General features: G+C 60.6%; 9 protein-coding genes. 7 read left to right on the forward strand and 2 right to left on the reverse strand.

Annotated elements, in window-relative coordinates; genetic code table 11:
* Nucleotides 1–635 precede the first annotated feature (635 nt).
* The 4 genes from PMI37_RS18025 to PMI37_RS18040 all read left to right on the forward strand — a co-directional run bounded on the left by PMI37_RS18025 (nucleotide 636) and on the right by PMI37_RS18040 (nucleotide 4,841).
* Nucleotides 636–1,985 carry a GntP family permease gene (locus PMI37_RS18025; protein WP_008083397.1) on the forward strand — a complete coding sequence of 450 codons (1,350 nt, stop codon included), beginning with the start codon at nucleotides 636–638 and terminating at the stop codon, nucleotides 1,983–1,985.
* 15 nt (nucleotides 1,986–2,000) lie between these two features.
* A complete protein-coding gene (locus PMI37_RS18030; protein ID WP_008083399.1) occupies nucleotides 2,001–2,861 on the forward strand; it encodes a MurR/RpiR family transcriptional regulator in 861 nt (286 codons plus the stop codon).
* A gap of 1 nt (nucleotide 2,862) precedes the next feature.
* Entirely contained in the window at nucleotides 2,863–4,338 is a 1,476-nt protein-coding gene (locus PMI37_RS18035) for an N-acyl-D-amino-acid deacylase family protein (RefSeq protein WP_008083400.1), read from the forward strand.
* Between the two features lie 134 nt (nucleotides 4,339–4,472).
* The gene (locus tag PMI37_RS18040; protein ID WP_008083401.1) at nucleotides 4,473–4,841 is read left to right on the forward strand and encodes a glyoxalase superfamily protein; all 369 of its coding nucleotides are present in this window, start codon (nucleotides 4,473–4,475) and stop codon (nucleotides 4,839–4,841) included.
* A 105-nt stretch (nucleotides 4,842–4,946) separates the two neighbouring features.
* Here the strand turns inward: PMI37_RS18040 and PMI37_RS18045 are convergent, their stop codons facing one another.
* Both PMI37_RS18045 and gliR read right to left on the reverse strand, forming a co-directional pair.
* The gene (locus tag PMI37_RS18045; protein ID WP_008083403.1) at nucleotides 4,947–5,312 is read right to left on the reverse strand and encodes a DUF6124 family protein; all 366 of its coding nucleotides are present in this window, start codon (nucleotides 5,310–5,312) and stop codon (nucleotides 4,947–4,949) included.
* A 512-nt stretch (nucleotides 5,313–5,824) separates the two neighbouring features.
* Nucleotides 5,825–6,841: an AraC family transcriptional regulator GliR gene (gliR, locus tag PMI37_RS18050; RefSeq protein ID WP_008083405.1), complete on the reverse strand. Its 1,017-nt coding sequence runs from the start codon at nucleotides 6,839–6,841 to the stop codon at nucleotides 5,825–5,827.
* A 209-nt stretch (nucleotides 6,842–7,050) separates the two neighbouring features.
* Here gliR and PMI37_RS18055 point away from each other — a divergent pair, with 209 nt between their 5' ends.
* From PMI37_RS18055 to PMI37_RS18065, 3 genes are all read left to right on the forward strand, one after another.
* Entirely contained in the window at nucleotides 7,051–8,646 is a 1,596-nt protein-coding gene (locus tag PMI37_RS18055; protein ID WP_008083406.1) for an FAD-binding oxidoreductase, read from the forward strand.
* Between the two features lie 5 nt (nucleotides 8,647–8,651).
* Complete coding sequence (locus PMI37_RS18060) at nucleotides 8,652–10,247, forward strand: glycerol-3-phosphate dehydrogenase/oxidase (RefSeq protein WP_008083409.1); 1,596 nt, start codon at nucleotides 8,652–8,654, stop codon at nucleotides 10,245–10,247.
* 20 nt (nucleotides 10,248–10,267) lie between these two features.
* Nucleotides 10,268–11,797 (forward strand): FGGY-family carbohydrate kinase (locus PMI37_RS18065; protein WP_045123184.1); only part of this gene is annotated, 1,530 nt, incomplete at its 3' end.

An 11,797-nucleotide genomic window follows, 5' to 3' on the forward strand; every position in this document is an offset into this window, starting at 1 on the left:
CAGGGACAAATTTAGAAACTTACTGGATCTGACTTTGAGTTTGCGCTCAATTGCCTCGACACTTTGGCCCGTCTCTATGGCTGTCGAGCTGGCGATTGCGCGGATCAGAGTATCGGCTGTCAGTTTTTTTCGGGTGCGACGCGCGGAGGTCATGGCGGGGACTCTACGGAATTTGTAAGGCGAGTATAGCGCTTGGCTGGCTTAGAGAAACACAACGTAAGGCTGGACGCGAACCTGTGGGAGCTGGCTTGCCAGCGATAGCGGTTCACCAGTCAGCATCTAAGTTGAATGTGCAGCCGTCATCGCTGGCAAGCCAGCTCCCACAGGTTATCCGCGTTCTGTCTGACGCAATGCGCTCAAACTGTAGGAGCAAAGCTTGCTCGCGAAAGCGCCGTGTCAGTCGGCAGTGATTTTGGATGTGACACCGTCTTCGCGAGCAAGCTCAGCTCCTACAGGTCTTGTGTGGACATGAAAATTCGCTGGGTAGATTTTCATTAATCACGACAAGACATATCCATTTACGACATCTCTTGCCTCTCCACGAAAATTACTTTCATGCGGTTTGAAATCTCGATCTCGAAATGATTTATGAGTTTCACAACCCATTCGAACGTGACCCTTTCGAGGAGTACCGCATGACGCCTGACTTCGGCTATTGGCTGCTGGTTTATGCAGCCGTTGCCATCATTGCTCTGATCGTTCTGATCGCCCGTTACCGGCTCAATCCGTTCATTGTCATCACCTTGATTTCCATCGGTCTGGCGCTGGTGGCCGGGATGCCGGCCTCCGGGGTTGTCGGGGCATATGAGGCCGGGGTGGGCAAGACGCTGGGGCATATTGCGCTGGTGGTGGCGCTGGGGACGATGCTCGGCAAGATGATGGCCGAATCCGGCGGTGCCGAGCAGTTGGCGCGCACGTTGATCGATAAATTCGGTGAAAAGAACGCGCACTGGGCGATGGTCTGCATCGCGTTTCTGGTCGGGCTGCCGCTGTTCTTCGAGGTTGGTTTTGTCTTGCTGGTGCCGATTGCGTTCACCGTGGCGCGCCGCGTGGGTGTGTCGATTCTGATGGTCGGTTTGCCGATGGTCGCCGGCCTGTCGGTGGTGCATGCGCTGGTCCCGCCGCACCCGGCGGCGATGCTCGCTGTGCAGGCTTATCAGGCGTCGGTCGGGCAGACCTTGCTGTATGCGATCGCCATCGGCATTCCGACGGCGATTATCGCCGGCCCGCTGTACGCCAAATTCATCGTGCCGCGCATTAACTTGCCGGCGGATAACCCGCTGGAAAAACAATTCCTCGACCGCGAACCGCGCGACAAGCTGCCGGGGTTCGGCATCACCATGGCGACCATTCTGTTGCCGGTGGTGTTGATGCTGATCGGTGGCTGGGCCAACCTGATTTCCACGCCGGGCAGCGGTTTCAACCAGTTCCTGCTGTTCATCGGCAACTCGGTGATCGCGCTGTTGCTGGCGACGTTGCTGAGTTTCTGGACGCTGGGTATCGCTCAGGGTTTCAGCCGTGAATCGATCCTCAAATTCACCAACGAATGCCTGGCGCCTACGGCCAGTATCACTTTGCTGGTCGGCGCTGGCGGCGGTTTGAACCGCATTCTGGTCGACGCGGGCGTCACCGATCAGATCGTCGGCCTCGCTCACGAATTCCACCTGTCGCCGCTGATCATGGGCTGGCTGTTTGCTGCGCTGATGCGCATCGCCACCGGTTCGGCGACCGTGGCTATGACCACCGCATCGGGCGTGGTCGCGCCGGTGGCCATTGGTCTGGGATATCCCCACCCTGAGCTGTTGGTGCTGGCGACCGGCGCCGGGTCGGTTATCTTTTCCCACGTCTACGACGGCGGCTTCTGGTTGATCAAGGAATACTTCAACATGACGGTCGCCCAGACTTTCAAGACCTGGACTGTATTGGAGACCCTGATTTCGGTGGTCGCTTTTGCAATGACCCTCGGTCTTTCTTACCTGCTGTAACCGGAGCCAGCCGTCATGGACATCCTCTATCAGATCCGCGCTCGTCAGGATTCCTTCAGCGCCGGCGAAGGCCGTATCGCCCGGCTGATGCTCGACGACGTCGGTTTCGCCGCGAGTGCCAGCCTCGAAGACCTCGCGCAACGCGCCGAAGTCAGCACCGCCACGCTGTCGCGTTTCGCCCGCACGGTTGGCTGTCGTGACCTGCGTGATCTGCGTCTGCAACTGGCCCAGGCCAGCGGGGTTGGCAGCCGTTTTCTCGACCCTGCCGGTACGCCCGAGCAGTCAGCTTTCTACGGGCAAATCGTCGGCGATATCGAAACCACCTTGCGTCAGCATCTGGCCGGTTTCGATGAATCACGCTTCGCCGATGCAGTGAGATTGCTCGGCCAGGCGCGGATGATTCACGCCTTCGGCATGGGCGGTTGTTCGACCCTGTGCAGCGATGAATTGCAGGTGCGGCTGGTGCGCCTCGGCTACCCGGTTGCGGTGTGTCATGACGCGGTGATGATGCGCGTCACCGCCGCCAGCCTGAACGCCGAGCAAGTGCTCATCGTCTGCTCGTTGACCGGCATCACTCCGGAGCTTTTGGAAACTGTCGAACTGGCGCGCAACTACGGCGCACGCATTCTGGCGATCACCCGCGCCGACTCGCCGCTGGCCGAACTGGCCGACGTCGTGCTGCCGCTGCAGAGCGCGGAAACCTCGTTCATTTTCAAACCGACGGCGGCGCGCTACGGCATGCTGCTCGCCATCGACGTGCTCGCCACCGAGCTGGCGCTGGCCAATCCTGAAGACAATCAAGAACGTCTGCGGCGGATCAAACTGGCCCTCGACGAATACCGTGGCGGCGACGATCACCTGCCGCTGGGAGACTGACATGTTGTACGACACCCTGATTCGCAATGCCCTGATCATCGACGGCAGCAACACGCCCGGCTACCAGGCCGACGTGGCAATCCGCGATGGCCGTATCGAGCGCATCGGCGATTTGTCCGAGGCCACGGCGACCGAAGAAATCGACGCCGCCGGCCGCGTGCTGGCGCCGGGTTTTATCGACGTGCACACCCATGACGACACGGTAGTGATTCGTCAGCCAGAGATGCTGCCAAAACTCAGCCAGGGCGTGACCACAGTGATTGTCGGCAACTGCGGGATCAGCGCTTCGCCGGTGACGCTGCAGGGCAATCCGCCGGACCCGATGAACCTGCTCGGCACCGCGGCGGCGTTCGTTTATCCCCGTTTCAGCGATTACCGCGCGGCAGTCGAAGCGGCGAACACCACGCTGAACGTCGCCGCACTGATCGGCCACACGGCGCTGCGCAGCAATCATCTGGATGACCTGTTGCGCACCGCGACCCCGGATGAAATCGCCGCGATGCGCGAGCAATTGCGTGAAAGCCTTGAGGACGGTGCGTTAGGTTTATCCACAGGTCTGGCCTACGCCAGCGCCTACAACGCGTCCACCGATGAAGTCATGCAACTGACTGAAGAACTCACGGCATTCGGCGCGGTGTACACCACCCATTTGCGCAGCGAGTTCGCCCCGGTTCTGGAGGCGATGGACGAGGCGTTTCAGATCGGTCGTCACGCCAAATCGCCGGTGATCATTTCCCACCTCAAATGCGCCGGCGTGGGTAACTGGGGGCGCAGTCCCGAGCTGCTCGCATCATTGGAAGAAGCCGCGAAAACCCATCCGGTCGGCTGCGATTGCTATCCGTATGCGGCGAGTTCTTCGACGCTGGATTTGAAGCAAGTTACCGATGCGCATCGCATCACCATCACCTGGTCGACGCCGCATCCGGAAGTCAGCGGTCGCGACTTGATCGACATCGCCGCCGAATGGAATCTGCCGCTGCTCGACGCCGCCAAACGCCTGCAACCGGCGGGCGCGGTGTATTACGGGATGGACGAGGCGGATGTACGAAGAATCCTCGCGCATCCGTTGTCGATGGTCGGTTCCGACGGACTGCCGGAAGATCCGTTCCCGCATCCACGCCTGTGGGGCGCTTTCCCACGGGTGTTGGGCCATTTCAGTCGCGATGTCGGCCTGTTTCCGCTGCACACCGCCGTACACAAGATGACCGGGTTGTCGGCGGCACGGTTTGGTTTGAAGGCGCGCGGCGAGATTCGTGAAGGCTATTGGGCGGATCTGGTGTTGTTCGACCCGGCGACGGTACGTGATGTCGCCGATTTCAACGATCCGCAACGAGCGGCGCAGGGCATTGACGGGGTTTGGGTTAATGGCGTGTTGAGTTACCGCGACGGGCAGGCGAACGGGCGCAGGGAAGGGCGGTTTCTGGCGCGCGAAGGTGATTTACGCAAAGGATTTCATCAGTCGAAATCCCCCCTGTAGGAGCTGCCGAAGGCTGCGATATTTTGATCCACATCTCATAGTGGCACTGTGCAATTAAAGATTGTCGACACCAAGCCGAAGTGCTGACATCCAGCCCAACTACACTGTCGGGCCAACCAGTCAGGGAGCACCCCATGAGCTTCGGCAAAACCACCCCGATCCTGCGGATCTTCGATGAAGCCAAAGCCGTTGAATTCTACGTCGACTTCCTCGGCTTCAAAATCGACTGGCAGCACCGTTTCGAAGCGAATTTCCCGTTGTATCTGCAGGTGTCTCGCGGTGAGTGCGTGCTGCATCTGTCCGAGCATCACGGCGATGCGAGCCCGGGTTCGGCACTGCGTATTGAGACGGATGAGCTGGAGGTGTTTCAGCAGCAACTGCTGGCCAAGGACTACAAGTTCTCGCATCCGCAGATTCAGGCGATGCCGTGGGGCAGCCAGGACATGACCATCGCCGATCCGTTCGGCAATCGGTTGGTCTTCACCAACGCAATCAGCTCGTAAAAAACGCAGGCGCAAAGCTTGCTCGCGAAAGCATGGGTTCAGTCAGCACAGATGCTGAATGCCATGGCGCATTCGCGAGCAAGCTTTGCTCCTACAGGGCTGTCGTTATTCGGTTGGTACTAATTGGTCCAGCACGCGATTGACCGCCATTTCCGCCACCATCACCACTTGCGCAATGCCCTGCAAAGTCTTGCGATGGGTGCCTTCAACCTGCGCGGCATGGTTGTTGAGCATGACGGTGGCCGAGCCAAGGGTTTCACTGGCGTCGGTCAGCAGGGATTCGGTGTTCGCCGCGGGGTTGGCCATGTACAGCGTGTTGGGCGAGTAGGGCGTGGCCATGAGGTCGGCGTTCGTCGGACCGAGGTAGTGGTCGAGCGCGCGCTCGGCGGCTTCGTGGAATTTTCTGGAGTCGGGGGATTCGTAGGGGGATGCCGGGTCGGTGGCCGGCGGGTTTGGCGTTATCTTGAACATAGCTGTGTTCCCTTTGTTGAGCGGCAACCCTTTGGCTACTAAACGAAAGGGTGGCAGCTGTACGCAGGTTAGTAGACCGGGGAACTCAGCTAAGCCGGCGCGCCGAAGCGCCCTGCGTACAGCCACCATCAAGCTCAGGTATGCAAGCACCTGTGATGAATGTACGACCAGCCGAGTTACCACCGGGCTACTAAACCCGATCACTGGAAATCAGTGACGCAATCAAGTTACGCAGCATGCTCAGGGCGCACAAGCCGGCGGATTCTGGCGTAGGCGTAGGTTATGGCGCAAGGATTTGTGGGCTGTTTCGCGTAACGCCGGGTGTCCTTAAACAGCTGCGCTGCAGGATGTTTAATGCGCTCAGGTATCGAAGATTTGCTTGTAGGAATTGTGGGCTGCAACTGACGCCATCGCTGGCAAGCCAGCTCCCACAGTGTTTTGTGTCGTGCATAAAATTTGTGATCACCGCTGAACCTGTGGGAGCTGGCTTGCCAGCGATGACGCCGGTGCATTCACCCCCGATGCATCTGCCGAAACTCCCCCGGCGGCATCCCTCGTCGGCTCTTGAATGTGCGGTGAAACGACCTCGGTTCGGTAAACCCCAGATACTGCGCAATGTCCTGAATCGGCAACGTACTGTTGAGCAAATAATGCTCAGCCAGTTCCTGACGCAAATCATCGAGAATCTGCTGATACGACGTCCCCGCCTGATGTAACTGGCGCTGCAACGTACGCACCGACACCGCCAGATGCTCGGCCACCTGTTCCTTGCGCGGCAAGCCTTCCTTGAGCAACTGCCGCAGAATGTTCTTCACCTGCTGCTCCAGCGACGCATCCTCCAGCGTTGCCATCAACCCCAGCGCATGTTCCTCCAGTGTGCGCAGTAACTGCGCATCGGCCTGACGCAGCGGCAACTGCAAATACGCCAGCGGCACGATCAGCGCCGAATACGCCTGATCAAACACCACCGGGCAATCGAAAAACGCCTCGTACTGCGCAGGCGTCGCCTCGGCCGGGCATGAATGTTCGAGCCAGACTGCGGCCGGCGACATCTGCGTGTCGGCGATCCAGCGTGCATATTGCAGCCATGAACCGAGCACGTTTTCCACCAGATGTCGGCGAATCCGTGGGCGCTGATAACGGCATGTCCAGATCAAATGCACTTGGCCATCCAGCACCTCGGCGCGACTCACGCCCATGTCGCCGACCAGTTTTTCGAACGGCATGATCCGGCTCATCGCATCGCCCAACGTCGCGCAGTTCATGGTGATGTAACCGAGCACGCTCCACGAATTGGGCAGGACGAAATTCGCCGCGTTGAGCCCGAACAACGGATCGCCCGAGTGTTCGCAGAAATAATCCAGCAGCCGCTCATGCGCCTCACCGGGCAAACGCAGGGTGTTGTCGCTCAACTGCTGCGCCTGCAAACCCGCCGCCGCCAACGCCGGTTCGACGGCCATGCCCAGTTGTTCGGCGTGGCGCAGGTATTTGAGCAGGGGCGGAACTGAGGTGAAGCCGAGCGATTGCATGATCCCTTCCTTTGATCGACGGCCGCGTGGGCGGATGAATGCCTGAAAGGTAATTTGAAACCCCGACTAAAGTAAATGGCTGACGCTTGCGCGACGTTTGACTCAATTGGCTACACGAACTGGCCGGATGCGACCGTGACACTTTGCGGCCGCTGGCTAGTATGGGGGCCTGAAATATCACTGATCTGACGGTAAAAAAGGACACACGCATGCGACGCTGGAACGGCTGGGGAGATGCAACCACGGTGGTCGAACTGCCGGCCCAGGGCGCGGAGTTTCTTCATGAGCGACTGGGCGAGGGGCGCGCGCTGCCCGATGCCACGCTTGAAGCCGCATTGGCGCGTGTGCCGGCCTCGCGGTTGTCGGCGCACACTTTGTACAGCATCGATGCTCATGATCGTATGTTGCATGCGCGGGGCCAGAGCCTGCCGGACTGGCTGGCGTTGCGCGAAGGTGCGCTGGGCAATTATCCCGATGCAGTGGCGTTTCCCGAGACCGCTGAACATATTCGCCAATTGCTGGCGCTCGCCCACGAGCAGGACTTGTGCCTGATCCCGTATGGCGGCGGCACCTCGGTGGCCGGGCACATCAATCCGCCGGATTCTGCGCGGCCAGTGGTGACGGTATCACTGGCGCGGATGAATCGGCTGATCGATCTCGACGAACAAAGCCTGCTGGCGACGTTCGGCCCCGGTGCGAGCGGGCCGCAGGTGGAAAGTCAGTTGCGTGCGCGGGGCTACACGCTGGGGCATTTTCCGCAGTCGTGGGAGTTGTCGACGTTGGGCGGTTGGGTTGCCAGTCGTTCCAGTGGTCAGCAGTCGTTGCGCTATGGCCGGATCGAGCAGTTGTTTGCTGGCGGCACTTTGGAAACGTTCGCCGGGCCTTTGGAAATTCCAACTTTCCCGGCTTCGGCTGCCGGGCCAGATCTGCGCGAAGTGGTGCTCGGTTGCGAGGGCCGTTTCGGGATCATTTCCGAGGTCAAAGTGCGGGTCAGCGCGCTGCCCGCCGATGAACGTTTCTACGGCGTGTTTCTGCCCTCTTGGACCAAGGCCCTGCAAGCCATCCGCCAATTGGCCCAGGCACGCGTACCGCTGTCGATGTTGCGCCTGTCCAACGCCGTGGAAACCGAAACGCAACTGGCGCTGGCCGGTCATCCACAACAAATCGCCTGGCTGGAAAAGTATCTGAAGCTAAGGGGGGCAGCTGAGGGCAAATGCCTGCTGACCTTCGGCGTCACCGGCAATCGCCGACAAAACGCATTGTCGCTGACACAGGCGCGGCAACATCTGAAGGCGTTCGGCGGCGTGTTCACCGGCACCTTGCTCGGCAAGAAATGGGCGCAGAACCGCTTCCGTTTCCCTTACCTGCGCGAGAACCTGTGGAACGCCGGTTACGTCGTCGACACCCTCGAAACCGCCACCGACTGGAGCAACGTCGACAACCTGCTCAACCTCATCGAAAACAGCCTGCGCGAGGCCTTGGCGGCCGAAGGCGAGCGCGTGCATGTGTTCACCCACTTGTCCCACGTCTACGGCGAAGGTTCGAGCATCTACACCACTTACGTGTTTCGTCCGGCCGCAGACTATCCGGCGACACTCGCGCGCTGGAAAGCGCTCAAACACGCGGCCAGCCAGACCATCGTCGACAACCACGGCACCATCAGCCATCAACACGGCGTCGGCAAGGATCACGCGCCGTACCTGTTGCGCGAGAAGGGCGCACTGGCGATGGATACCTTGCAGGCGCTGAGCAAATACTTCGATCCGGCCGGGCGCCTCAACCCCGGCACGCTGTTGCCGGAGTGACGGCCATGAGTCATGACTGGAACGCCGCATGGCGCCAGCAGATTCTGCCAACACTGGCGGATGAAACCTGGGATCTGATCGTCATTGGTGGCGGCATCAGCGGCGCCGGCATCCTGCGTGAAGCAGCGCGTCGAGGCTGGCGCTGCCTGTTGCTGGAACAGCGCGACTTTGCCTGGGGCACCTCCAGCCGATCGTCGAAAATGGTCCATGGCGGTTTGCGTTACATCGCCAAGGGCCAGTGGCGTCTGACCCGCGATTCGGTACGTGAGCGCCAACGCTTACTCGACGAAGCGCCGGGGCTGGTCGAGCCGATGAGTTTCATGATGCCGCACTATCGCGGCGGCTTTCCCGGGCCTCGGGTGTTGGGTGGTTTGCTAAGCATTTACGACGCCTTGGCGGGGCGGCGCAGCCATCGTTTTCATGATGCGCAGCAGCTGCGTTATCTGGCGCCGGGCGTGAAGGAAAGTGACTTGCTCGGCGGCACCAGTTTTGTCGATGCGCTGACGGATGACGCGCGACTGGTGATGCGCGTGTTGAGCGAGGCGCGGGCGGATGGCGCTGTCGTGGTCAATGGCGTTCGCGTCGAGCATTTGCTGCGAGAAAACGGGCGAGTGTGCGGCGTTCAGATCGAAGACTGCGAGGCCGGGGCGACCCTGCAATTGCGTTGTGGCGTGCTCGCCGTGGCCACTGGCGCGTGGGCTGAACGCTTGCGGCCGACTGAGGCACCACGGCAATTGCGGCCGTTGCGCGGCAGTCATTTATTGCTGCCGAACTGGCGTTTGCCAGTGGCGCAGGCGTTCACGTTTCTGCATGAACGCGACCGGCGTCCGGTGTTCGTTTTTCCTTGGGAAGGCGCGACGGTGGTCGGCACCACTGATCTCGATCATCGCGAAGATCTCGATCACAGCGCGAGCATCAGCATTGAGGAACTCGACTATCTGCTGTCGGCCTGCACACAACAATTTCCCGGTGCTGAAGTGACGGCGAATGACGTGCTGTCGACATGGTCGGGCGTACGTCCAGTGGTTGGCAGTGCGGCGGGTAATCATCAAGACAAACCGTCGAACGAAACCCGTGAACATGTGCTGTGGCAGGAGCCCGGTTGCGTGACCCTGGCCGGCGGCAAACTGACCACGTTTCGCCCGCAAGCCATCGAAGTGCTCAAGGCCTGCGCGGACATGCTCGAACGTCCCTTCGTCGATGATGCCGCGCCGGTGTTTGCCGCCGTTCCTGCGCTGCCGATTCCAGAGTTGAGCAACCAGCAGTGGCGACGCTTGGCCGGACGGCATGGCCGCAACCTGCCGAAGCTGGCGCAGATGATCAAAGACATCGGCCACGAAACGGTCGGCGCCTCGGACACCTTGTGGGCGGAACTGGCCTTTGCCTGCGAAGCGGAAATGGTTCTGCACCTCGACGATCTGCTGTTGCGCCGCACGCGTCTTGGCCTGCTGCTGCCTCACGGTGGCGAAGACTATTTCACCGCCATCCGCCAAATCTGCCAGCCACGACTCGGCTGGAGCGACGAATACTGGCAGCAGGAAATTCAGCGTTATCGGGCGTTGTGGCAACGCCATCACGGTCTGCCGGATGCCACGCCTTGATGCCCCTTGAAGAGAGCTCCATGGATAACCACCCGAACAAGCGTTACCTGCTGGCCATCGACAACGGCACCCAGAGCGTGCGCGCGTTGCTCTTCGATCTGCAGGGCAATCTGCTCGGTAAAGGCAAGGTCGAACTGCAGGCGTATTACTCGACGCAACCGGGTTGGGCCGAGCAGGATCCGGAGTATTACTGGGCGAAACTCGGCGAGGCGTGTCAGCAGGTATGGGCGCAGACGGGCATCGATCGCTCGCAAATTGCTGGCGTTTCCCTGACCACTCAGCGCGGCACGGTGATCAATGTTGATGCCGAGGGCAAACCGCTGCGCCCGGCGATTTTGTGGCTTGATCAGCGCCAGAGTGAAGTCGAGGGCGGGATCAAAGGGCCGTGGGGCTGGCTGTTCAAACTGGTCGGCGCGCAGGGCACGGTGAATTATTTTCGCGCCCAGGCTGAGGCGAACTGGATTGCGCAGCATCAGCCAGAGGTGTGGGCGGCGACCGACAAGTTTTTGCTGCTGTCGGGGTTTCTCACGCATCGACTGTGCGGACGTTTTGTCGACTCGGTGGGTTGCTGCGTCGGCTACCTGCCGTTCGATTTCAAACGGCTGAAATGGGCCGCGCCGAGTGACTGGAAATGGCAGGCGCTGGCGGTACGTCCGGAGCAATTGCCGACCCTGCACAAACCCGGTGAAACCCTCGGCTACATCACCGCTGAAGCCGCTCGCCACACCGGCATTCCCGAGGGCTTGCCGCTGATTGCGGCGGGCGCCGACAAGGCTTGTGAAGTGGTCGGTGCCGGCGTGGTCGATGCGAGCACGGTGTGCCTGTCCTACGGCACCACGGCGACGATCACCAGCACCCGTTCGCGCTATCTGGAAATCGTCCCGTTGATTCCGCCGTACCCCTCGGCGGTGCCGGATCAGTTCAACTGCGAGGTGATGATTTATCGCGGTTACTGGATGGTCAGTTGGTTCAAGAACGAGTTCGGCTTGCGCGAGATGCAGCAGGCCAAAGAGCAGGGCATCGAGCCGGAGCAGTTGTTCGATGCGCTGGTCGATGCGGTGCCGCCGGGGTCAATGGGTTTGATGCTGCAACCGTACTGGTCGCCGGGGATTCGCGAGCCCGGCGTGGAGGCGAAGGGCGCGATGATCGGCTTCGGCGATGTGCATACCCGAGCGCATATTTACCGGGCGATTCTTGAAGGACTGGCGTATGCGTTGCGCCAAGGCATGGAGAACATCGAGCGGCGTTCGAAGGTGTCGATCAAGCGCCTGCGCGTGGCCGGTGGCGGATCGCAGAGCGATGCGGCGATGCAGCTCACGGCGAATATTTTCGGCCTGCCGGCGGAGCGTCCGCATGTCTACGAAGCATCTGGCTTGGGGGCGGCGATCTGCTGTGCCGTGGGGTTGGGATTGCACACAGATTTCCCCACGGCCATCGCGGCAATGACCCGAGTAGGCGCGGTCTTCCACCCCCAACCCGAGGCACAAAAAATCTACGAGCAACTGTACAAAGACGTCTACCTGCGCATGTACCGCCAACTCAAACCGCTG

The organism is Pseudomonas sp. GM80 (assembly GCF_000282515.1).
Lineage (GTDB): Bacteria > Pseudomonadota > Gammaproteobacteria > Pseudomonadales > Pseudomonadaceae > Aquipseudomonas.

Bases quoted from the DNA above. Each gene is read 5' to 3' on its own strand.
- PMI37_RS18025 (WP_008083397.1), top strand. From the start codon at position 636: ATGACGCCTGACTTCGGCTATTGGCTGCTGGTTTATGCAGCCGTTGCC.
- PMI37_RS18030 (WP_008083399.1), top strand. From the start codon at position 2,001: ATGGACATCCTCTATCAGATCCGCGCTCGTCAGGATTCCTTCAGCGCC.
- PMI37_RS18035 (WP_008083400.1), top strand. From the start codon at position 2,863: ATGTTGTACGACACCCTGATTCGCAATGCCCTGATCATCGACGGCAGC.
- PMI37_RS18040 (WP_008083401.1), top strand. From the start codon at position 4,473: ATGAGCTTCGGCAAAACCACCCCGATCCTGCGGATCTTCGATGAAGCC.
- PMI37_RS18045 (WP_008083403.1), bottom strand. From the start codon at position 5,312: ATGTTCAAGATAACGCCAAACCCGCCGGCCACCGACCCGGCATCCCCC.
- gliR (WP_008083405.1), bottom strand. From the start codon at position 6,841: ATGCAATCGCTCGGCTTCACCTCAGTTCCGCCCCTGCTCAAATACCTG.
- PMI37_RS18055 (WP_008083406.1), top strand. From the start codon at position 7,051: ATGCGACGCTGGAACGGCTGGGGAGATGCAACCACGGTGGTCGAACTG.
- PMI37_RS18060 (WP_008083409.1), top strand. From the start codon at position 8,652: ATGAGTCATGACTGGAACGCCGCATGGCGCCAGCAGATTCTGCCAACA.